This window comes from Pseudoduganella rivuli, from assembly GCF_009674485.1.
Classification (GTDB): Bacteria; Pseudomonadota; Gammaproteobacteria; order Burkholderiales; family Burkholderiaceae_D; genus Rugamonas; species Rugamonas rivuli_B.
Genome location: NZ_WKJJ01000011.1, coordinates 85,630 through 106,446 on the forward strand (window position 1 = coordinate 85,630; position 20,817 = coordinate 106,446).

Below are 20,817 nucleotides of genomic sequence, written 5' to 3' on the forward strand. Positions count from 1 at the left end.
GATTTCAATCAACTTTAGTTTCCCTTGTGTTAGCATTTATTACCGATTCACAAAGGGAGATAATGAAAATGCAATTGAAAAAATGGTCCATCGCTACCCTTAGTCTGCTGGCAATGCACGGCGCAATTGCGGGACACGCGCAAGAAACAAAGCTGTCGGAATTGCCTTTGCTGGTGATCGGTGCATCGTATTCCGAAGCCAAAACTCCGTTCAATAACGGCATCGCGCCGCAGGGTGGCCGCGCCGTCAACTTCGGCAATTACCTGAGCCTGGGCGCCGCGCTAACGCGCGACCACCAATTGCCGGGCTACGTCATCAATGAAGCGCAAGCCGGCGCCGGCACGTTTACGCGCTTCCAGTGCCCGCCCGGCGCCGCCACGTGCAGCGCCGCCGTCTGGGACAGCTTCCAGGTGCAGTTGCAGCGCGCCCTGACGCGCGTGGCGCTGCCGCCGCCGGCCGCCGCAGGCACCTACAACGCCAAATATGTGGTGATCACGATTGCCAACGATTGCCTGCACGCGGGCGGCATGGGCGTCCCGCAGCCCACGTCCGTGCCCTGCACGCTGGCCGACATGAACGCCACCGCCGACCGCCTGGTGGCGCTGGGCAATTTCGCCCTCTCCAAGGGCCTGATCCCGATTTTCACATCGTATCCAAAATACGAAGACCTGGACTTCCCGCTGTTCAAGACCAGCTCCAATGTGGCCTGGGTGATTGACGAGCAGGGCTACCAGACGCTGCGCGATCTGGTGGAAAGCCGCCTGGAAGCGGAATTGCCGGGCGCGATCCTGCTCGATATCTGGAAAGAGTTCACCCACATCGGCGACGGCCTGCACCCGGACCCGGACAGCACCCGCAAGGCTGCGCACGAAATCGCCAAGCACCTGCGCCAGCTGGACCACTGATCCCCTTCCCCGCCTCCCTGATGGCTGCCGGCGAATCCGCCGGCAGCCATCGGTTCAAATAACAACAGCCTGTCACGCACGTTTCAATCAAACCGGCCTAAATTCCCTTCCCTGCTAGACTCGTCTTTCCATTTTTTCATCGTCTAGCGGAGCCAGCATGAGCAATCAGTCCACCGGCCATCTGGCCCACATCCTGAATAACAACAACGATGCACTATTGGAAGGCTGGATCAGCGGGATGCTGTCGCGCACGGTGCGGCGCGACAAGACCAGTGAATCGGAAATCCGCAACCATGCCGAGCGCCTGTTGCCATTGCTGGCGCAGGCCACCGCAAAGGGCCAGAGCCTGGACACCGACACGCCCGGATGGGCCGACGTTCGCCAGTTGCTGACGGATCTGTCTGCCAGCCGCGTACGCCAGGGATACACGCCCACGGAAACCGCGATATTCGTGTTTGCCCTGAAAGAACCCCTGTTTGCATTGCTGCGGCGCGAGCTGGAGGGCGACACCCATGCGCTGACCACGGAATTGCTGGAAACGGGCGCCTTGTTCGACCGCCTCGGCCTGTTCACCATCGAGCAATACCAGAAATCCCGCGAAGGCGTGATCCTGCGCCAGCAGCAGGAATTAATGGAACTGTCGACACCCGTGGTGCAACTATGGCGCGACATCCTGGCTCTGCCGCTGATCGGCACGCTGGACAGCGCCCGCACCCAGGTGGTGATGGAAAGCCTGCTGCAAAAGATCATCGACACCGGCGCCTCGATCGCCATCATCGACATCACCGGCGTGCCGACCGTCGACACGCTGGTAGCGCAGCACTTGCTCAAAACCGTGGCGGCGGCGCGCCTGATGGGCGCCGATTGCATCATCAGCGGCATCCGTCCGCAAATCGCCCAAACCATCGTGCACCTGGGGGTCAACCTGGAAGACGTGGTCACCAAGGCGTCGCTGGCCGACGCCTTCCAGACCGCGATGAAGCGCCTGGGCGCGTCGGTGGTCTACCAGCAGGCGGCCTGAGAACGATGGACCGTATCCCGATCTTGAAAATGGGCCAGCTGTTGCTGGTGACGATACAGGTCGACATGCACGACCGCCTTGCCATGGCGCTGCAGGACGACCTGACGGAGCGCATCGTGCGCGAAAAGGCGCGCGGCGTGCTGATCGACATTTCCACGCTGGACATCGTGGATTCCTTCATCGGCCGCATGATCAGCAACACCGCCGCGATGGCGCGCATCCTGGATGCCCACACCGTGCTGGTTGGCATGCAGCCGGCCGTCGCCATCACACTGGTGGAGCTGGGCCTGGCCCTGCATGGCGTGCAGACGGCGCTGAACGTGGAAAAAGGCATTCAGCTGCTGAACCGGCAAATCGCATGAACCATGTGGACACCGGCCTGGCCATCCTGCCCCTGCGCAACGACGAAGATGTCGTGCGGCTGCGCCAGCAAGTCCGCGAAAAGCTGGTGACGCTGGGCTTTTCACTGATCGACCAGACCAAGATGGTGACGGCGGCCAGCGAACTGGCGCGCAACACGCTGCGCTATGGCGGCGGCGGCGAAGCCCACGTGCGGCAGGTGCAGCACGGCATGCGCAACGGCATGCAACTGGTGTTCATCGACCAGGGTCCCGGCATAGCCGATATCGCGCAGGCGCTGGCCGAGGGTTTTACCACGGGCGGCGGCATGGGCCTGGGCCTGCCGGGCGCGAAACGGCTTGCCGACGAATTCGACATCCAATCCACGCCGGGCGCCGGCACCACCGTCAGCATCACCAAATGGAAGCCGTACTAAGCCAATGAACCGCCTCGACCATGCGCCAGGAGGCCAGCTGTGCTGCCCTGTCATCGACAGCAGCCATGTCGCCTCCGTGCGCCGCGCTGCCGCCGACCTTGCTTCGCAACAGGGTTTCGACGCCACCCGCTGTGGCGAAGCCGCCATCGTCGCGACGGAAGCGGCCACCAATATCCTCAAGCATGCAGGCCACGGCGAAATCCTGTTGCGTCCCCTGCTGTGCGACGGCGAAGCGGGCATGGAACTGCTGGCGATCGACAACGGTCCCGGCATGGCCAGCCTGCCGGCCAGCATGGAAGACGGCCGCTCGACCGCCGGCAGCTACGGCGTCGGCCTGGGCGCCATGGTGCGGCTGTCCGCTTCGCTGGACGCGTGGAGCGCACCCGGCAAGGGCGCCGTGTTCGTGATGGCGCTGTGGCGCAGCGGCGCCCTCCCCCCGCACAGTCCGCTGGAACTCGGTGTTGTCTGCCAGCCACTGCCCGGTGAGACGGAATGCGGCGACAGCTGGGCCGTGGCATACGACGCCACCTCCGTCACGGCACTGGTGGCCGATGGCCTGGGGCATGGCTTCGATGCGGCCGTCGCGTCGCTGGCCGCCGTCAGGGCGGTCATGGCGCGGCCGGAGCAGCCGCCCGCGGTGTTGCTGGAGGATGCGCACCGGGCGCTGCGCGGCACACGCGGCGCCGCCGCGGCCGTGGTGCGCATCGACATGCTGCACGACCGGCTGGTGCTGGCCGGGGTCGGCAACATCGCGTGCCACGCGTGGCTGGGCGCTGCGCGGCGACAGCTGGTATCGCATAACGGTATCGTGGGCAGCAATATGCGCAAAATCCAGGAATTCGATGCGCCGTGGGGCGCGGAAGGCATGCTGATCCTGCTCAGCGACGGCGTCGGCACGCGCTGGAACCTGGACGATTATCCTGGCCTTGCCCTGCGCCATCCCGCCCTGATTGCCGCCGTGCTGTACCGCGATTATTGCCGCAAGCGGGACGATGTCACCGTGCTGGTGTTGCGCGATGCGCGGAGGGCCGTGCCGTGATCCTGCGCATCCTGACACTGCATGTTTCAGCCGAGGTCGACGTTGTCGCGTCACGCCAGCGTACACGGCAAGTGGCCATGCTGTGCGGCTTTGGCAGCCAGGACCAGGCCAGGATTGCCACCGCCGTCTCGGAACTCGCGCGCAACGTCTACAACTACGCGCGCAGCGGCAAGATCGAGTTTTCCATCGAAGGCAGCACCGCACCGCAACTGCTGGTGATCCGCGTGGAAGACCGGGGCCCCGGCATCGCCGACCTGGCGCTGATCTTGTCGGGACGCTACCAGTCACCCACCGGCATGGGCCTGGGCTTGCTGGGTGCGCGGCGCCTGGTCGACCAGTGCGACGTCGTGACAGCGCCCGGCCAGGGCACGACGATCACGCTGAAAAAACTGTTGCCGCCGGACGCGCCGCTGCTGGCCGCTGCCGATATCGGCGCCATGGGCGCGCAGATGCAGGCGGAGCCCGGCGCGCTGCCGAGCTCCATCGCGCTGTCTGAAATGCAGCAGCAAAACCGCGAATTGCTGGCCACGCTGGCGGAATTGAAGGCGCGCCAGGATGAGCTGGTGCTGCTGACGCGGGAACTGGAAGATACCAACCGGGGCGTGGTGGCGCTGTATGCGGAACTGGACCAGCAAGCGGACCACTTGCGCCACGCCGACGACATGAAGACGCGCTTCCTGTCGAACATGAGCCATGAATTCCGCACGCCGCTCAGTTCCATCCGCGCGCTGGCGAAATTGCTGCTGTCGCGCGCGGACGGCGAGCTGGAAGCCGAACAGGAAAAGCAGGTCGGCTATATCCTGAAAAGCGCGGATGCGCTGGCGGAACTGGTCGACGACTTGCTGGACCTGGCAAAAATCCAGGCCGGCAAGATCGACGTGCAAGCCGCGCCGTTCGACGTGGCCGACATGTTCAGCGCGCTGCGCGGCATGCTGCGTCCCTTGCTGGTGGGACAGCGCGTGGAACTGGTGTTCGACATGCCGGACCCGGCGCTGGAAATGGTGGGCGACGACGCCAAGCTGTCGCAAATCCTGCGCAATTTCATTTCCAACGCGTTGAAGTTTACCGAACAGGGCCAGGTCCGCGTTTGGGCGGAACCCTCTGCCGAGGGAAACAACCTGCGCTTTGCGGTGCAGGATACCGGCATCGGCATTGCCCCCGAATACCAGCACATCATTTTCGAGGAATTTTCCCAGGTGCCCAGCCACTTGCAGCGCCATGTCAAAGGCACCGGCCTGGGCTTGCCGCTGTGCCGGCGCCTGGCCGCGCTGCTGGGCGGTACCGTGGGGCTGGACAGCACGCCTGGCGCGGGCTCCACCTTTCACGTCACGCTGCCGCGCGTGTACGTGCCGCCGCCGCAAGCGGCGCAAGACACGCCCGCCGGCGACCATGCCGCCGCGCCGCGCAAGGCCGGCATCCCTGTGCTGGTGATCGAGGACGACCGCAGCACGCTGGTGCTGTACCGTAGCTTCCTGCGTGACACGCCGTTCCGCATGGTGCCCGCCGCCAGCCTGTGGGAAGCGGAACAGGCGTGGAATGCGGAAGCGCCGGCCGCCGTCATTCTCGACCTGTACCTGAACGGCAGCGACACGTGGCGCTGGCTGACGCAGACCAAGAATGACGAACTGCGCCGCCACGTACCCGTCATCATTGCCTCGGCTGTCGCCGACCGCCAGAAAGCGTACACGCTCGGGGCCGACGCGTATTTCGTCAAGCCGCTCCAGCGCGATGCCCTGCTGGCGCAACTGCACGCGCTGTGCCCCAGCCAACCTGCGCGCGAGGTCCTATGACACCGGACGACGACCTGATCCTCAATGTGGACGATACCGAGGCGGCGCGCTACGCCAAGACCCGCATCCTGCGGCGCGCAGGCTTTCGCGTGATCGAAGCGGCCAGCGGCGCCGAAGCGCTGGCGCAGGCAACCGCGCACCGTCCGACACTGGTGCTGCTCGACACCAAGCTGCCCGACATCAGCGGCTTCGACGTGTGCGCGCAACTCAAGCGCGATCCCCACACGGCCATGGTGCTGGTGCTGCAAACGTCGGCATCGTACCTGGCCAAGCCGGACAAGGTGCGCGCACTCGATATCGGCGCCGACAATTACCTGTTCGAACCGATCGAGCCGGAAGAGCTGGTGGCCAACGTGCGCGCCTTGCTGCGGCTGTCCCACGCGGAAAAGGCGTTGCGCGACATGAACCGGCGCAAGGATGAATTCCTGGCCATCCTTGCGCACGAATTGCGCAACCCGCTGGGACCGATACGCAACGCGGTGGAACTGTTGCGCCACCTGGCGCCATCCGCGCCACCGGAGGTGGAAAACGCCCGGCAAATGATCGTGCGCCAGACCGACCACATGGTGCGGCTGGTGGATGACTTGCTGGACGTGTCGCGCATTTCGCAGGGAAAAATCACGTTGCGCCTGGCCCCGGTGGAACTGGGCGAGCTGGCGCGCGCCACGCTCGATTCCACCCGGGCGGCGCTGGAGCGGCGCAGGCACACGGTGACGGCGTCCTTGCCGGAGGATCCGCTGTGGGTCCTGGGCGACGGTGTCCGGCTGGCCCAGATCATCGGCAACCTGCTCAACAATGCAGGCAAGTTCACGCCGCCCGGCGGCCGCATTGCGCTGCTGGTGGCGCGCGATGCCGGCCCGGATGGCGCGGATGGCGCCGCCGTGATCCGCGTGACCGACAACGGCATCGGCATCGCGCCGGAACAGGTCGACGTGATTTTCCAGCTGTTTGCACAGGCCGGGCACGCGCCCGACCGCGTGCAGGACGGGCTGGGGATCGGACTGTCGCTGGTGCGCACCATGGTGGACTTGCACGGCGGGCAAGTCAGCGCCAGCAGCCCGGGCATCGGCCACGGCAGCACATTCGAAGTGCGGCTGCCGCTGGGCGAAACACTGGGCATCGCGATACCGGAGTCCGCACCGCGCGGCCCCGGCGCCGCCCGCCGCATCCTGGTCGTGGACGACAGCACCGATGCGGCGGAAATGGTGGCGTCGCTGCTCGAATTTTCCGGCCACCGCGTCAGCACGGCCCACAGCGGCGCGGAAGCGATTGCACAGGCGCGGGCGGCGCCGCCCGATATCGTGTTCCTCGATATCGGCTTGCCCGACATGAGCGGCATGCAGGCGGCCAGCGCCATGCGCCGCCTGCCGGAACTGGCTGGCACGCGGCTGGTGGCGCTGTCCGGCTATGGGCAGGACAGCGACCGGGAAAATGCGCTGGCGGCGGGGTTCGACCACCACCTGACCAAGCCCGCCACCCTGGAAACGCTGCGCGCCGCGATTACCGAGCTGACCTGATTTACTGGGCCGTCTCGTCCCACTGCGTGGCGGCGGCCCGCTCCAGCACCGGGCGCCAGGCCGGCTGCACGGGCAATCCGAAGACTTCCCGCAACACCCGTTCCAGGTCATCCGCCGTCAGGTAGCGCCGCTCGCTTTGGCCGTCCGGGCTGCGTATCGTCAGGCGGTTGCGCAGCAAGCCGTAGCGGGCGTCGGGCGTGGTGCGGGCCACGATCAAATCGTGGCGGAAATGCGATTGCGGGAACGTCGCCGTATAGTAATTGGCCATCGTGTAATCGCCCGGACGGCATGGCGCCGGCGAAATCATGTAGACGCTGTGCCACTCGCTTGTTCCGTTATTGCCGAGTTCGGCTTCCAGTAAATGTTCATTGCCCACCGGCGTCAGGCGCAGCCGTTCATGCGGCGTCGGTTGCGCTGCCGTGCTGTCGAAGCGGATTGGTGCGGTCGGCACGCAGCTGCCGAAACCCACGTCGCACAGCCACCGTTCGCCGTCGAGCGTGACGCGCAACACCATGTGCGAACGGGGCCGCTGTTCCGCTTCCGGCCCCGATTGCCAGCGCACTTGCGCGATCAGCGGCTCAACGTCGAAACCCAGCGCTTCCAGCACGCGCTGGAATAACTGGTTTTGTTCGAAACAATAGCCGCCGCGCCCGCCAGTGATCAGCTTGGCGTCGATGTCGCCCGGTTCCAGTGAAATGCCGCGGTCGAGCAATACGTCGATCGCTTCGAACGGGATGGCCGCCGGGTGCAGTTGCTGCAGCGCGCGCAAGGTGTCCAGGGTTGGCGTACGCGCACCGGCATAGCCGATACGCGCACAGTAGGCGTCCAGTAAATCCATCGCAGTCCTTTCTTCAACATTGCTGAAAGAACCACGAGCTTACCGGAAAGTTTGCCGGCTGGCAGAACGCCTGCCGGCCAATCCGCTTAGCTGATCTGCACCTTGCGGCCGGCCTTGGTTTGCGCCTTCGGCAAGTGCAGTTGCAACACGCCGTTTTCATACTTCGCCGTCACGTGGGCATCGTCCACATCCTGGTCCAGCGTGAAGCTGCGGTACAGCTGCCCCGTGTAGCGTTCGCAGCGCAGCACGGTGGTGCCTTCCTTCTGTTCCTGCTCGCGTTTGACCTCGGCGGCAATGCTGACGCGCTTACCGTCGATGTCGACCTTGATGTCTTCCTTTTTCAGCCCCGGCATCTCTGCCTTGACTTCATACGACTGGTCGGTTTCGTCGACGTCGAGCCGGATGGTCGGCTGTGCGGCGAATTCACGCGTGCCCGGCTGCAAGCCGAATTCGCGGAAGAAGTCTTCCACGCCGCGCAGGGGGTCGTAGCGGGACAGGCTGGTGAAGGGATCGTAATGGGATAAGCGATTAGCCATGATGAAACTCCTTTGCATCAGAAAAGGCCGGAAAGAAAGCGTTCCGGCATCCGCTGCCGCATTGGGCTACCGGTATTGTGCGCCGCCGGTCACCGTACCGGCGCGCGGATGCCACGAGGCAGTTTATGCTTGACTGTCGAATTTCCCCTCAGTAGCATCCATTACAAACATCAACATCCGGGCGCGCCATGCCGCAAGCTGTGCCAGCACCGCCGTCGCAAAGGCGCTCCTGCGCAGGCGCCCTGCTGTGCCTGCTGCTGGCCGCACCGCTCGCCTCCTCTGCGCAAACCCGATATGTTGCATCCGGCCATCCGGACTGGCCGCCGTATTCATGGCAGCAAGGCGACCGGATTATCGGCGCGGGTGCGGAACTGGCGGAGATGATTTTCCGCAGCCTCGGCATCACACTGGAATTCAAACCGCAGGGCAACTGGAAACGCACGTTGGCCGAAGCCGAGCACGGCAAGGTCGACGTGATCGTCGGTGCCTACCGCACCGCCGACCGCCAGTCTTACCTGGGCTACCACGACACGCCGTTTGCCGACGATGCCAATGTGGTGTGGGTCGTGCGCGGCAAGGAATTTCCCTACAAGGGTTGGGAGGATTTGATCGGCAGGCACGGCACCGCCATGCTGGGCGAAAGCTACGGCGAACAATTCGACCGCTATATCGTGGAACGCCTGACCGTCAGCCGTGTGTCGTCCGCGCTGCTGAACCTGAAGAAACTGATGGCGGGCCACGCGGATTATTATCCATTCAGCCAGCATGGCGGCGAAATCCAGTTGCGCCGCTTCGGTTACCAGGACCAGGTGGTCCGGCTGCCTGGCGTGATTTCCACCGAAGGGGTGTATATCGCCATCGCCCGTAAATCGCCATTGATCCGCTACCTGCCCCAGCTCGAACAGGCCGTGCGCCAGCGACGCGCGGATGGCACGGTGGAGCGCCTGCTGCGCAGCTACGTGGAGCGGGCTGCACAGCAAAATCCCTAGCGCACCGCCCTTATTTGACGCGCTGCTTTTCCAGCTTGCGCGCCAGGGTCCGTCGATGCATGCCCAGGCGGCGCGCCGCTTCCGAGATATTGAAGTCGGTTTCCGCCAGCACTTCGTGGATGCGTTCCCATTCCAGCGTCTTGATCGACGTCGCGCGGCCCGTCAACTCCACGTCGGCGCTGCCCGCCACGTGGTTGAAGGCCGCTTCGATATCGTCGGTATTCGATGGTTTCGCCAGGTACTGGCAGGCCCCCAGCTTGATGGCCTCCACCGCCGTGTTGATACTGGCGTAGCCGGTCAGCACGACAATCAGCATGTCCGGATCGAACTTGTGCAGCATTTGCACGCACAGCAGGCCGGACGAATTGTTGTTCAGCTTGAGGTCGACCACGGCAAAGCCGGGCGAATGCTCTTCCAGCAGCGCTTCGGCCCGTTCCTGGTCCGGCGCGTGCAGCACCGTGTAGCCACGGCGCGTAAACGATTTGCTCAACGTGCGCGCGAACGCTTCATCGTCTTCGATGATCAGCAGTACGCGTTCTTCTTCAATGGTCATGCTCTTCCTTTAACTCATCGGCACTGTCGTCCGGGACTGCGATGGCCGCCAGCGGCAACGTCAGCAGCACGGCCGCGCCGCCCTGCACCAGGTTGCTGGCGTCCACCGTGCCGCCCAAGGTGCGGGCCACGTTCACCACCAGGAACAGGCCCAGGCCATGGCCCGGCTGGTCCTTGGTGGAATTGTACGGCTTGCCCAGCTGTTCCAGCACGGCGGGCTGGAAGCCGGGGCCACGGTCCGTCACCAGCATTTTCAGCAACTCCCCTTCGCGCGACACCTCGAAGCGGACAAAATGCGGCGACGCTTCCAGCGCATTGTCCAGCAGGTTGCAAATGGTTTGCTTCAGCGTGGAATCAAACGCCACCGGCACATCCTGCGCCAGGTGGTTTTCATATTCAAATACTTGCACGGGACGGCTGCCGCGCCACTCGTCGGCCAGTTCGTCGAGGAAGGTGTTGATCGTGGTCCGGGTCGACGATTCGCCGCGCGCCTCGCCGGCCGACAACAAAATGCCGCTGACGATGGCCTTGCAGCGCGCCAGCTGCGTCTGCATTTCCTGCAACTCTTCCAGCATGTCCGGGTCGTTCTTGAAGGCGGGCATGCGCTTCCAGTCCCCGAGGATCACGGACAACGTCGCCAGCGGCGTGCCCAGCTCATGGGCCGCGCCGGACGCCAGCAAGCCCATGCGGACAATGTGCTCTTCTTCCGCCGCGCGCTGGCGCATTTCCGCCAGCTTGCCGTCGCGCGCGCGCAAGTTCGTCATGATGCGGGTGATGAACACCACCAGCAGCGACGCATTGATGGCAAAGCAGATCAGCATGCCCTGGATATACAGGCTGAAATAGCCACGCTCGTGGAACAGCGGCAATGCCAGGGGTTTCGACACCAGCGCCAGGCCCGCCAGGCACCCGCTGGTGATGGCGACGATGGTCCACGTCGACCACGCTTCCAGCAGCACGGCCGACAGGATCACTTGCAGCAGGTACAGGAACACAAACGGGTTCGACGTGCCGCCGCTGAGATACAGCTGGGCCGTCAGGCTGGCCACGTCGACCAGCATCGATAAAAACAGTTCGCCGTTGGTGACGGTCCATTTTTCGTGCCAGCGCAACTGGCTGGCCACATTGAATGCGATCAGGCACGCCAGCACTTCCAGCATGTACGCCAGCGGCAGCTGGATGCCCAGGCCCCACGCGATGACGGCAATGGTGGAAATCTGGCCGACCACGGCAATCCAGCGCAGCTGGATCAGTTGCTGCATGTTCTGGTGGCCGGCGGCCTGTCCCAGCGCCGTCACGGCGGCAGGATCTTTCAGTACGGCGAAAATATCTGTGGTCCCCGACATGGCTCCCGGCCCGGCATGTTCACTCCCGGCGCTGGGGCCGGTGATTAAATGTTGTGCTTGCGACGCTGACGCTGGCGAATATCGTCGCGCGCCACCCAGATGAAGGCGCCGGCCGCCATGGCCGCCAGCGCATACCAGGTGAGAGCATATACCAGATGGTTGTTGGTGAACGAAATCACCGTGAGGCCGCCCACGGGGCGCAAGCCGTCGTCCGCCGCGGGCGGTTCCTGGTCCTTGCCGGCGTCGACGAAGAATGGCGCCACCATGGCGGCATCGAAGCCGCGCGCCTGGCCGATGGCGGCGACGTCGCGCGCATACCAGCGGTGGTTGGCGGGATCGTTCAGGCGCAGGAAGGCGCGGCCGGTTTCCGGCATGCGCAGCAGGCCGCTGATGGTCACGGGGGAGCGGTCGGCCACCGTGGCGCAGACCGCCTTGCCGGCCGGCGTGGCGGCAGGCAAAGGCAGGCGCTTGGCCGCTTCCTGCCCGATAAAGCCGCGGTTGACGATCACGACGTGGTCCGCAGCATCCTGGCCCGCACCGGGCGCGCCGCGCAGGCACAGCGGCGTCAGCAGCCAGTAACCGCTGCCCAGGTCCGTGGTGGCCTGCACGCGGGTGGTGTATTCGGGGAGGTAGACGCCCGTCAGGACGACGTGGCGGTATTCATCATTGGCCGCGTTGACCTGCGCCCACTGGGCGGGTCCCGGCACGGCCACCGGCGCCGCGTGGACACGGGTGTCCACTTTGGCGATCAAATCCAGCTTCCACTGCAGGCGGTACACCTGCCAGGTGCCCAGCGCCAGCAGCAGACAAACGGCAACGGCCGCGCAGACCGCCAGCACCCGCCGCAAGGCGGATGAATGCAGGCGTGGCGCCTGCTCCCGGCTGTCGCGCGGCCGTTCCATCCCCGGCTGTCGCTTACGGACGGATGCGCATGTCGTGCGCGTCAGGCATGCCCGGCATCATGTTGTGGTTCATGTGGTACATGACCCAGATCGAGCCGGACAGTACGATGACCACCAGGATCGCCGAGAAGATCAGCGCCAGCATGTTCCAGCCGCCTTCCGACTTCGCGTTCATGTGCAGGAAGTACACCATGTGCACGACGATCTGCACCGCACCCAGGCCCAGCAGGATCAGGGCGGTGTTGCTTGGATTGTCCAGCACCTTGCCCATCACCAGCCAGAACGGGATGGCGGTCAGGATCACCGACAGGATGAAGCCGATGGTGTAGGTCTTCAGGCTGCCGTGGTCGTGGCCGTCATCGTGGCCGTGGTGGCCATGGCCGTGGTCGTCGTGACCGTGATTGTGATCGTGGTGTGCCATTACATCACTCCCATCAGGTAAACAAAGGTGAACACGCCGATCCAGACCACGTCCAGGAAGTGCCAGAACATCGACAGGCACATCATGCGGCGCTTGTTTTCATGGGTCAGGCCATGCTTTTTCAGCTGGAACAGCAGCGTCACCAGCCACACGATACCGAAGGTCACGTGCAGGCCGTGGGTGCCAACCAGCGCGAAGAACGAGGTCAGGAACGCGGAGCGGTCAGGACCCGCGCCTTCGTGGATCAGGTGGTGGAACTCGTACAGTTCCAGCGACAGGAACGCCAGGCCGAACAGGCCCGTGACCACCAGCCAGAACATCGTCAGGCCCAGTTTCTTCTTTTGCGATTCCAGCATCGCGAAGCCGTACGTGATCGACGACAGCAGCAGGAAGGCCGTGTTGACGGCCACCAGCGGCAGGTCGAACAGTTCGGCGCCGGTCGGGCCGCCCGCATAGTTGCGGCCCAGGATGGCATAAGCCGAGAACAGGCAAGCGAACAGCAGGCAGTCGCTCATCAGGTAGATCCAGAAGCCCAGCAGGGTGCCGTTCTCCGGGTGGTGTTCGCGCACGAAGTAGCGTGCGCTGATATTGGTCGTGTCTTTCATGGTCGCAGTACTCATTGTCAAGCGTGGGCTTCGAGCTTTTGCGTGAAGGCTTCTTCCGTCTCGGTCACTTGGCTGACCGGGATGTAGTAATCACGCTTGTAGTTGAACGTATGGACAATGATGGTGCCCAGCATCGCGGCGAACGCCACGCCGGCCAGCAGCCACATTTGCCAGATCAGGCAGAAGCCCACGCCACCGGCCAGCGCGGAGATCACGAAACCAGCCCAGGTATTGGCAGGCATGTGGATTTCCACGAAGTCCGTCAACGGACGCTGGTAGCCGTTTTTCTTCATGTCGGCCCAGGCGTCGTTGTCATGCACGACCGGGGTGAACGCGAAGTTGTAGTCCGGCGGTGGCGACGACGTCGACCATTCCAGCGTACGGCCGCCCCATGGGTCGCCCGTCACGTCGCGCAGCTTGGCGCGGTCGCGGAACGACACGTAGAACTGCAGCAGCATGGCGCCGATACCACCGGCAATCATCACGGCGCCGACAGCGGCGATCTGGAACCAGATTTGCAGCGACATGTCATCGAAGTGGCTCATGCGGCGGGTCACGCCCATCAGGCCCAATACGTACAGTGGCATGAAGGCGAAGTAGAAGCCGATGGTCCACAGCCAGAACGACCATTTGCCCCAGTACGTGTTCAGCTTGTAGCCGAACGCTTTTGGCCACCAGTAGTTGATCGCGGCGAATACGCCGAACACCACGCCGCCAATGATCACGTTGTGGAAGTGGGCGATCAGGAACAGCGAGTTGTGCAGCACGAAGTCGGCAGGTGGCACGGCCAGCAGCACGCCGGTCATACCGCCGATCACGAAGGTGATCATGAAGCTGATGGTCCACATCATCGGCAGTTCGAAGCGGATACGGCCGCGGTACATGGTGAACAGCCAGTTGAAGATCTTGGCGCCGGTCGGGATCGAAATGATCATCGTCGTGATGCCGAAGAACGAGTTCACCGACGCGCCGGAGCCCATCGTGAAGAAGTGGTGCAGCCATACCAGGTACGACAGGATGGTGATCACGACGGTCGCATAGACCATCGACGAGTAGCCGAACAGGCGCTTGCCCGAGTAGGTCGACACGATTTCGGAGAAGATACCGAAGATCGGCAGCACCAGGATGTACACCTCAGGGTGGCCCCAGATCCAGATCAGGTTCACGTACAGCATCGGGTTGCCGCCGCCGTCGTTGGTGAAGAAGTGGGTGCCGAAGGTACGGTCCAGCGACAGCATCGCCAGCACGGCGGTCAGTACCGGGAACACGGCAACGATCAGCACGTTGGTGCACAGTGCGGTCCAGGTGAACACCGGCATCTTCATCATGTCCATGCCTGGCGCGCGCATCTTGACGATGGTGGCGATCAGGTTAACGCCGGACAGCAGTGTGCCGACCCCGGCCACCTGCAACGCCCAGATGTAGTAGTCGACCCCGACGTCGGGGCTGGCCAGGATGCCGGACAGCGGCGGATACGCCAGCCAGCCGGTTTTCGCGAATTCACCGATGAACAGCGACGCCATGATCAGCGCGGCGCCAAAGGTGGTCATCCAGAACGAGAAGTTGTTCAGGAACGGGAACGCCACGTCGCGCGCGCCGATCTGCAGCGGCACCACGTAGTTCATCAGGCCCGTGACGAATGGCATCGCCACGAAGAAAATCATGATGACGCCGTGCGCCGTAAACACCTGGTCATAGTGGTGCGGCGGCAGGAAACCGGCGTTGTCGCCGAACGAGATGGCTTGCTGGGCGCGCATCATCAGCGCGTCGGCGAAGCCGCGCAGCAGCATCACCAGGCCCAGGATCATGTACATGATGCCGATTTTCTTGTGGTCGATACTGGTGATCCAGTTGCGCCACAGCGGGCCCCACATGCGGAAATAGGTCAGCGCGCCGAGCAGGCCGGCGCCGCCCAGCAGCACGCCGGCAAAGGTAGCGATCAGGATCGGCTCATGGAATGGGATCGCGTCCCAGTTGAGCCGACCGAGAATCAGGTCGTGTTGGACTTCGGAATGGGCTTGCATTATTCGTTCTTCATCGAAAGTTTAGGCTGGGCTTTGTTCTGTGGGGTGAAGCACAGTTCAGCCGCGGTACGGGCGCGCACGATGTCGTCCGCCACCATCTTGTTGATGCAGGTCTGGCCGTCGCCGACGCAGCGATTCAGGATCGCGTCGTACAGGCCGTCGGTCACGCCGGCGAAGTAGCGCACAGGCTCTTTTTCGCTTGGCTTTTCCAGCGCCTGGTAACCGGTGCGGTCCAGCGTATTGCCGGCAGCCTTGACTTTGGCGACCCAGGCGTCGAAGTCCGCCTGCGACAGGCCGTGGTACTTGAAGCGCATGCCGGAGAAGCCCGCGCCGGAGTAGTTGGCCGAGAAGCCGTCGTACACGCCGGCCTTGTTGATGACGGCGTTCAGTTCCGTCTGCATGCCTGGCATCGCGTAAATCATGCCGGCTTTCGCAGGAATATAGAACGCATTCATCACGGTCGACGCGGTGATCTTGTAGCGCACCGGCATGTCCACTGGCGTGGCCAATTCATTGACGGTGGCGATACCCAGGTCCGGATAGATGAACAGCCACTTCCAGTCCAGCGCCACCACTTGCACTTCCAGCGGTTTCACGCCGGGGGCAATCGCACGGGTTTCGTCGATGCGGTCCAGCGGACGATACGGATCCAGTTTGTGGGTGCTGATCCAGGTCAGCAGGCCCAGCACGATGATGATGAGCAGCGGAGCGCCCCAGATCACCAGTTCGAGCTTGGTGGAGTGATCCCAGTCGGGTTCGTATTTGGCGGAAGTATTGCTGGCACGATAGCGCCATGCAAAGAACAAGGTCAGTGCAATGACGGGCACGATAATCAGCATCATCAGCAAGGTGGACACAACAACAAGGTTGGCCTGCTGAGCAGCGATATCTCCGGACGGCTTCATTACTACCGTGTTGCAGCCAGCCAGCCACAAAACGGAGGAAAGAGCAAGTCCGCGTCGGATCAACGTTGGATTCATGCGGTAATGTACGTTACATAAAATGAATAACATGCTACTGTAACGTCTAACAGTGCTCTCTGGAAATTGGACACTTTGTCCTACCCCCGTCCAATTCCCGGGGGAGCTGTTGAATAATTATTCAGAAGAGACAAAGGAGTTGGCCATGACAGTTTCCTACCACGGCGATTACCCAGCCGAATATCCTCAACGCGGCCACGCTCACGGTGCACGCAACATCAACGCGCGCGACGGTGAAATCCACCCTGAAGACATCGCAGTCGGGGTGGTGATCGGACGAGCATCCGAATATTTCGATTTCTTTGTCTATGCCATCGCTTCGGTGCTGGTATTCCCGCAAGTGTTCTTCCCGTTCGAGAGTCGCCTGGACGGCACGCTGTATTCGTTCATCATCTTCGCGTTCGCCTTCATCGCGCGTCCGATCGGTTCCGTGCTGTTTATGGAATTGCAACGCCGCTTCGGGCGTGAAACCAAATTGACGGTGGCGCTGTTCCTGATGGGCATGTCGACCGCCGGTATCGCATTCCTGCCGGAATACGCACACCTGGGCGCCGCGTCGATCGTGATCCTGTCACTGCTGCGCGTCGGCCAGGGCCTGGCGCAGGGTGGCGCCTCCGACGGCTTGCCGTCGCTGCTGGCGCTGTCCGCGCCGAAGCACAAGCGCGGCTGGTACGCGATGCTGGGCCAGCTGGGCGCGCCGGTCGGCTTCATCATTGCCGCGGGCCTGTTCTCTTTCCTGCTGGCGCAACTGTCGACGCTGGACTTCCTGGACTGGGGCTGGCGCTATCCGTTCTATGTGGCGTTCGCGATCAACGTGGTGGCGCTGTTTGCCCGCCTGCGTCTGGTCTCGACCACGGAATATTCCCGCCTGCTGGACGACCACCAGCTCGACCCGGTGAATGTCGTGGAACTGGCGCAATCGCAGGGCCGCAACGTGCTGATCGGCGCGCTGGCCGCACTGGCGTCGTATGCGCTGTTCCACCTGGTGACGGTATTCCCGCTGTCGTGGATTAACATTTATTCCACCCGCTCCATCAGCGACTTCCTGGAATTGCAGATGCTGGGCGCGGCGCTGGCCGGTGTCGGCATCGTGGTGTCCGGCCTGCTGGCGGACCGCTTCGGCCGCCGCACCACCTTGGGCACGGCGGCAGTCCTGATCGGCGTGTTCTCCGGCTTCGTGCCGATGCTGATGGATGGCGGCGACCTGGGCCAGAACGTGTTCCTGCTGGTGGGCTTTGTGCTGCTGGGCCTGTCGTACGGCCAGGCTGCCGGCGCCGTGACGGCAAACTTCGAGCCGCACTTCCGCTACACGGGCGCCACCCTGACGTCCGACCTGGCATGGCTGGTCGGTGCGGCATTCGCCCCGCTGATCGCGCTGGGCCTGTCGGCCAACTTCGGCCTGGCCTATGTCAGCCTGTACCTGCTGTCCGGCGCTGCCGGGTCGCTGGCGGCGCTGAGCCTGAACCGGGCGCTGGAAATCAAGGACTAGTTCCCGCTCTCTATATAAGAGGGAACAATCAGCCCGGCCTTTGCGCCGGGCTTTTTCTTTGGCTATGTCCCCGCAAACCGTGGAAAGTGTCCAATTGCCGCTTTAAGCAGAGATTCCGCGGTATCGATGCGATGTGCATCAAGGATGCACCGCCAGCCCAGGTAGTTCGGCAGATAGCGCGTGGCGACGCCGTGGAAACGGTGCAGCCAGGCCCGGAAACGGCTGTGGTAGGCGTTGACGTTTTGGACATGCAGCGCGCCGCGCGTGCGCACACCGGCGCGCAAGTTGACCGCTTCATGGGTGATCCCGCTCTCGCGGGCAAAGGCGCGGTAAGCCGCGTTGGCATCGGTCACCAACAGGATGTCGGGATCGAGCGCCGGCCGCAGGCACTGGTGCAGGGCGGTGCTGGTGAGCGCGCCGCGTCCTGTGACGAAGTCGAGCGTGCGGCCATTGCGGTCGCGCGCCACCAGGATGCACACCTGCTCGTGCGAAATGCCGCGCCGGCGAGCGTGCCCGCCCCGGCGGCGCGGCGGCCGGTCCAGGTGGCGTGATCCTTTCTGCGATTCCAGCAAGAACATTTCGTCGGCCTCGGCAATGCCATGCAGCAGCGGTGCGCGGTCGGTGCGCGGCAGCGCCAGGAAGCGGTGGCGCCAGCGGAACGTGGTATTGCGGTGCACGCCGAGGCGGCTGGCGGCATGGCGCAACGAGTGCGACGCCAGCATGCCGTCGAGGTAGGCCAGCCAGCGCTCCTTATGGTGGAGCCGGGCCAGCGGCGTGCCGGTCAGCGTATTGAAGGTTTTGCCGCACGTGCGGCAGCGGTAGCGCTGCAGGCCGCTTTCGCGGCCGTGCCGGTACCAGCGGGTGCCGGCGCAGCGCGGACAGCACAGTTTTTCCTGCGCCGCCTGGTCCAGCAGCCTGCCCACATGCTGCCTGGCGTCGGCCTGCCCCAGCCGCACCTGCAGCTGGGCGCATTGCCGTGAAGTCAGTAACGCCAGTTGCGCCAACAGCGATGCGAATGCCTGCGTTTCCATGATCTGTCTCCAGTCCCGGGATGATATTGCTTGGACCGGGAACAAAAAGCAGAGTTCCACGAAGGTTGCAGACAGCGCCTTTTCTTTGGTGCTGCCGGCTTGCCCCGGCGTTATTTCAGTTTTGCCAACAATGCGTCCGCCACGCCCACGGCGGACGCTGGGTTCTGGCCCGTGATCAATTCGCGGTCCGTCACCACGTAGGGGGCCCATGCCGCGCCACTACTGTAGATGGCGCCGGCCTGTTGCAGCGCGGCTTGCGGCGTGACTTTCATTTCACCGCCCAGCATGCCCTTCGCCATGTCTTCTTCCGCGTTGCTCAATACCGTCATCCTGTAACCGGCGTAGGCCCACTGCTGCGCCTTGGCCGGTGCGCCCTGCTCCAGCGTCCCGACAAATTGCGCCGGATGCAACATGGCCGCCACCAGCGCGGCGGGGCCGTGGCACACCAGCGCGGTCGGCTTGCCCGCCGCGTGGAAATGCGCCAGCAATTGCCCGACCTGCGGACTGCGCACCAGGTCTTGCATCGGCGCGTGGCCGCCCGGCACGAACACCGCGTCATATTTCGCATACCCTTGCTGTGCCACCCGCGCCAGGCTGATCACCGGCGATGCATCGGCCGACGTCACTTTCAATTGCTCCAGCAGCGCCACGTGCGCCCGCATCGCCGCCTCGTCATTACCAAAATGCATCTTGTCCAGCGACAGCCGGTCGACCGCCGGCGCCTTGCCCAGCGGCGTGGAAAACGTCACCGCGTGGCCCGCATCGACCAGTTTTTTTACCGGCTGCATCAATTCATTCGCATAAAACCCGGTGGCAAACTGTTTGCCGTCCTTAAGATCCAGCACGGCCTCGTCCGACAGCAGCACCAGCACATTGGCGGCCTGCGCGCCGGCCGCAACGAGACCCAATGCCGCGGCCGCGGCTGCCTGTTTGATTACTTGTTTCATCGTGTATTCCTTGTGGGGGTTGGACATAACCGCTACTCTATTCATGCCAATCGAAACAATAAACAACCCCACAACCAAATCATTTGTTCTCCAGAAGATAAAATGCCCCGCCAATTCGATTACCTGGCCGACGTCGAAGTGTTCACCACCATCGCCGACAAAGGCACCATCAGCGCCGCCGCCATCGCGCTGGGCACGACGCCATCCGTACTGAGCCGCGCCGTGGCCCGGCTGGAAACCAGGCTGGGGACGCAGCTGATGCGCCGCACCACCCGCCGTCTCAGCCTGACGGAAGCCGGCCAGGCTTACCTGGACCAGGCCCGCACCGCCTTTGCCGTGCTGGCCGACGCGGAGCGCACCGTGCAGGGCGCCGATGGCGAACTGGCCGGCACCATCCGGATCAGTGCACCGACCACCTACGCCCACTACCGGCTGCCGGCACTGCTGCAACCCTTCATGGACCAGCACCCCAATGTCATGATCGAGCTGAGCATTGCCAACCGCAATGTCGACCTGGTTTCCGAGGGGTACGACATGGCGATCCGCCTGGGCGCATTGCCGGACAGCGGCCTGGCGGCGCGCAAGCTGGGCGATGAAGAACTGGTGCTGGCGGCGGCGCCCGCCTACCTGGCGCGGGCCGGCACGCCCCGGACCATCGCCGACCTGGCCGATCACAGTTGCCTGGCGTTCGTCATGCCCAGCACGGGCAAAATCCCGCCGTGGCAACTGACCGAAGCCGGCGCCGCGGTCGAATGGCAGGCGCCGCCCCGGCTGCGCGTGACCGACGACGTGCTGGGCGTGGTGTCGCTGGCGCAGCAGGGGCTGGGGATCTGCCAGACCTACCGCTTCGTGGCGGCCGGCCCGCTGCAGCGGGGCGAACTGGTGCAGGTACTGCCCGACAACGGCGGCCGCACCCGGCCGTTCTCGCTGATTTACCCACCCCATAAACGCTTGTCCAGCGCCAGCCGCGCGCTGATCGCCGCGCTGGCGCCCGCCTGACCCCACCGGGCACCGGCAGCCGATGTACTTTTAAACACTGTTGTTTTTATTTCGCAAGAAAATCCGACACTGCCGGGGACGCTCCCGCATGGCTGCCGCACGCTTGCGGGC

The 20,817-nt window shown here is 63.8% G+C and carries 21 protein-coding genes; 10 read left to right on the forward strand and 11 right to left on the reverse strand.

The annotated features are described in order from the left end of the window. Positions 1-68 precede the first annotated feature (68 nt). The 7 genes from GJ700_RS18170 to GJ700_RS18200 all read left to right on the forward strand — a co-directional run bounded on the left by GJ700_RS18170 (position 69) and on the right by GJ700_RS18200 (position 7,047). Positions 69-905 carry an SGNH/GDSL hydrolase family protein gene (locus GJ700_RS18170; RefSeq protein WP_154376422.1) on the forward strand — a complete coding sequence of 279 codons (837 nt, stop codon included), beginning with the start codon at positions 69-71 and terminating at the stop codon, positions 903-905. Positions 906-1,062: 157 nt separating this feature from the next. Next, positions 1,063-1,926 (forward strand): STAS domain-containing protein, encoded by an 864-nt coding sequence (locus GJ700_RS18175; RefSeq protein WP_154376424.1) that lies wholly within the window; start codon positions 1,063-1,065, stop codon positions 1,924-1,926. A 5-nt stretch (positions 1,927-1,931) separates the two neighbouring features. After that, a complete protein-coding gene (locus tag GJ700_RS18180) occupies positions 1,932-2,288 on the forward strand; it encodes an STAS domain-containing protein (RefSeq protein ID WP_154376426.1) in 357 nt (118 codons plus the stop codon). Then, complete coding sequence (locus GJ700_RS18185; RefSeq protein ID WP_154376428.1) at positions 2,285-2,701, forward strand: anti-sigma regulatory factor; 417 nt, start codon at positions 2,285-2,287, stop codon at positions 2,699-2,701. The genes GJ700_RS18180 and GJ700_RS18185 overlap by 4 nt, the downstream gene beginning before the upstream one ends. Before the next feature lie 4 nt (positions 2,702-2,705). Further along, positions 2,706-3,740, forward strand: a complete 1,035-nt coding sequence (locus GJ700_RS18190) for an ATP-binding SpoIIE family protein phosphatase (protein WP_154376430.1) — start codon at positions 2,706-2,708, stop codon at positions 3,738-3,740. Then, complete coding sequence (locus GJ700_RS18195; protein WP_371868024.1) at positions 3,737-5,530, forward strand: ATP-binding protein; 1,794 nt, start codon at positions 3,737-3,739, stop codon at positions 5,528-5,530. The genes GJ700_RS18190 and GJ700_RS18195 overlap by 4 nt, the downstream gene beginning before the upstream one ends. After that, positions 5,527-7,047: an ATP-binding response regulator gene (locus tag GJ700_RS18200; protein ID WP_154376432.1), complete on the forward strand. Its 1,521-nt coding sequence runs from the start codon at positions 5,527-5,529 to the stop codon at positions 7,045-7,047. The genes GJ700_RS18195 and GJ700_RS18200 overlap by 4 nt, the downstream gene beginning before the upstream one ends. A gap of 1 nt (position 7,048) precedes the next feature. Here GJ700_RS18200 and GJ700_RS18205 read toward each other — a convergent pair whose 3' ends face one another. Together GJ700_RS18205 and GJ700_RS18210 are read right to left on the reverse strand one after the other, a co-directional pair. Next, the gene (locus GJ700_RS18205; RefSeq protein ID WP_154376434.1) at positions 7,049-7,885 is read right to left on the reverse strand and encodes an arylamine N-acetyltransferase family protein; all 837 of its coding nucleotides are present in this window, start codon (positions 7,883-7,885) and stop codon (positions 7,049-7,051) included. 86 nt (positions 7,886-7,971) lie between these two features. Continuing rightward, positions 7,972-8,421 carry an Hsp20/alpha crystallin family protein gene (locus GJ700_RS18210; protein ID WP_154376436.1) on the reverse strand — a complete coding sequence of 150 codons (450 nt, stop codon included), beginning with the start codon at positions 8,419-8,421 and terminating at the stop codon, positions 7,972-7,974. Between the two features lie 188 nt (positions 8,422-8,609). On the opposite strand from GJ700_RS18210, the gene GJ700_RS18215 reads away from it, so the two are divergent. After that, positions 8,610-9,410 (forward strand): substrate-binding periplasmic protein, encoded by an 801-nt coding sequence (locus GJ700_RS18215; RefSeq protein ID WP_154376438.1) that lies wholly within the window; start codon positions 8,610-8,612, stop codon positions 9,408-9,410. A gap of 10 nt (positions 9,411-9,420) precedes the next feature. On the opposite strand, the gene GJ700_RS18220 is transcribed toward GJ700_RS18215, so the two are convergent. Genes GJ700_RS18220 through cyoA form a run of 7 tightly spaced genes read right to left on the reverse strand, consistent with a single transcriptional unit; the run spans position 9,421 to position 16,240 of the window. Continuing rightward, a complete protein-coding gene (locus GJ700_RS18220; protein WP_154376440.1) occupies positions 9,421-9,963 on the reverse strand; it encodes a response regulator transcription factor in 543 nt (180 codons plus the stop codon). After that, positions 9,953-11,308 carry an ATP-binding protein gene (locus GJ700_RS18225; protein ID WP_154376442.1) on the reverse strand — a complete coding sequence of 452 codons (1,356 nt, stop codon included), beginning with the start codon at positions 11,306-11,308 and terminating at the stop codon, positions 9,953-9,955. The genes GJ700_RS18220 and GJ700_RS18225 overlap by 11 nt, the downstream gene beginning before the upstream one ends. Positions 11,309-11,352: 44 nt before the next feature. Next, a complete protein-coding gene (locus GJ700_RS18230) occupies positions 11,353-12,210 on the reverse strand; it encodes an SURF1 family protein (protein WP_154376444.1) in 858 nt (285 codons plus the stop codon). A gap of 13 nt (positions 12,211-12,223) precedes the next feature. After that, entirely contained in the window at positions 12,224-12,631 is a 408-nt protein-coding gene (gene cyoD / locus GJ700_RS18235) for a cytochrome o ubiquinol oxidase subunit IV (RefSeq protein ID WP_154376446.1), read from the reverse strand. Continuing rightward, on the reverse strand, positions 12,631-13,236 hold the full coding sequence (gene cyoC, locus GJ700_RS18240; protein WP_229507087.1) for a cytochrome o ubiquinol oxidase subunit III: 606 nt from the start codon (positions 13,234-13,236) through the stop codon (positions 12,631-12,633). The genes cyoD and cyoC overlap by 1 nt, the downstream gene beginning before the upstream one ends. A gap of 17 nt (positions 13,237-13,253) precedes the next feature. Further along, positions 13,254-15,260: a cytochrome o ubiquinol oxidase subunit I gene (gene cyoB, locus GJ700_RS18245; protein ID WP_154376449.1), complete on the reverse strand. Its 2,007-nt coding sequence runs from the start codon at positions 15,258-15,260 to the stop codon at positions 13,254-13,256. Continuing rightward, positions 15,260-16,240: a ubiquinol oxidase subunit II gene (gene cyoA / locus GJ700_RS18250; RefSeq protein ID WP_154376451.1), complete on the reverse strand. Its 981-nt coding sequence runs from the start codon at positions 16,238-16,240 to the stop codon at positions 15,260-15,262. Before cyoA ends, cyoB begins: the two co-directional genes overlap by 1 nt. A gap of 145 nt (positions 16,241-16,385) precedes the next feature. Between cyoA and GJ700_RS18255 the strand changes: the two genes are divergently transcribed. Beyond that, positions 16,386-17,729: an MFS transporter gene (locus GJ700_RS18255; protein WP_154376453.1), complete on the forward strand. Its 1,344-nt coding sequence runs from the start codon at positions 16,386-16,388 to the stop codon at positions 17,727-17,729. Between the two features lie 62 nt (positions 17,730-17,791). On the opposite strand, the gene GJ700_RS18260 is transcribed toward GJ700_RS18255, so the two are convergent. Beyond that, a complete protein-coding gene (locus GJ700_RS18260; protein ID WP_154376455.1) occupies positions 17,792-18,760 on the reverse strand; it encodes an IS1595 family transposase in 969 nt (322 codons plus the stop codon). Positions 18,761-18,870: 110 nt separating this feature from the next. Then, positions 18,871-19,707 carry a type 1 glutamine amidotransferase domain-containing protein gene (locus GJ700_RS18265; RefSeq protein WP_154376457.1) on the reverse strand — a complete coding sequence of 279 codons (837 nt, stop codon included), beginning with the start codon at positions 19,705-19,707 and terminating at the stop codon, positions 18,871-18,873. A 102-nt stretch (positions 19,708-19,809) separates the two neighbouring features. Here GJ700_RS18265 and GJ700_RS18270 point away from each other — a divergent pair, with 102 nt between their 5' ends. Further along, positions 19,810-20,706, forward strand: a complete 897-nt coding sequence (locus GJ700_RS18270; RefSeq protein WP_154376459.1) for a LysR family transcriptional regulator — start codon at positions 19,810-19,812, stop codon at positions 20,704-20,706. Positions 20,707-20,817 lie beyond the last annotated feature (111 nt).

Coding starts and splice junctions, on each gene's coding strand:
- GJ700_RS18200 (WP_154376432.1), top strand. CDS start 5,527: ATGACACCGGACGACGACCTGATCCTCAATGTGGACGATACCGAGGCG.
- GJ700_RS18260 (WP_154376455.1), bottom strand. CDS start 18,760: ATGGAAACGCAGGCATTCGCATCGCTGTTGGCGCAACTGGCGTTACTG.
- GJ700_RS18210 (WP_154376436.1), bottom strand. CDS start 8,421: ATGGCTAATCGCTTATCCCATTACGATCCCTTCACCAGCCTGTCCCGC.
- cyoC (WP_229507087.1), bottom strand. CDS start 13,236: ATGAAAGACACGACCAATATCAGCGCACGCTACTTCGTGCGCGAACAC.
- GJ700_RS18175 (WP_154376424.1), top strand. CDS start 1,063: ATGAGCAATCAGTCCACCGGCCATCTGGCCCACATCCTGAATAACAAC.
- GJ700_RS18180 (WP_154376426.1), top strand. CDS start 1,932: ATGGACCGTATCCCGATCTTGAAAATGGGCCAGCTGTTGCTGGTGACG.
- cyoB (WP_154376449.1), bottom strand. CDS start 15,260: ATGCAAGCCCATTCCGAAGTCCAACACGACCTGATTCTCGGTCGGCTC.
- GJ700_RS18185 (WP_154376428.1), top strand. CDS start 2,285: ATGAACCATGTGGACACCGGCCTGGCCATCCTGCCCCTGCGCAACGAC.
- GJ700_RS18170 (WP_154376422.1), top strand. CDS start 69: ATGCAATTGAAAAAATGGTCCATCGCTACCCTTAGTCTGCTGGCAATG.
- cyoA (WP_154376451.1), bottom strand. CDS start 16,240: ATGAATCCAACGTTGATCCGACGCGGACTTGCTCTTTCCTCCGTTTTG.
- GJ700_RS18270 (WP_154376459.1), top strand. CDS start 19,810: ATGCCCCGCCAATTCGATTACCTGGCCGACGTCGAAGTGTTCACCACC.
- GJ700_RS18230 (WP_154376444.1), bottom strand. CDS start 12,210: ATGGAACGGCCGCGCGACAGCCGGGAGCAGGCGCCACGCCTGCATTCA.
- cyoD (WP_154376446.1), bottom strand. CDS start 12,631: ATGGCACACCACGATCACAATCACGGTCACGACGACCACGGCCATGGC.
- GJ700_RS18220 (WP_154376440.1), bottom strand. CDS start 9,963: ATGACCATTGAAGAAGAACGCGTACTGCTGATCATCGAAGACGATGAA.
- GJ700_RS18215 (WP_154376438.1), top strand. CDS start 8,610: ATGCCGCAAGCTGTGCCAGCACCGCCGTCGCAAAGGCGCTCCTGCGCA.
- GJ700_RS18255 (WP_154376453.1), top strand. CDS start 16,386: ATGACAGTTTCCTACCACGGCGATTACCCAGCCGAATATCCTCAACGC.
- GJ700_RS18265 (WP_154376457.1), bottom strand. CDS start 19,707: ATGAAACAAGTAATCAAACAGGCAGCCGCGGCCGCGGCATTGGGTCTC.
- GJ700_RS18225 (WP_154376442.1), bottom strand. CDS start 11,308: ATGTCGGGGACCACAGATATTTTCGCCGTACTGAAAGATCCTGCCGCC.
- GJ700_RS18190 (WP_154376430.1), top strand. CDS start 2,706: ATGAACCGCCTCGACCATGCGCCAGGAGGCCAGCTGTGCTGCCCTGTC.
- GJ700_RS18205 (WP_154376434.1), bottom strand. CDS start 7,885: ATGGATTTACTGGACGCCTACTGTGCGCGTATCGGCTATGCCGGTGCG.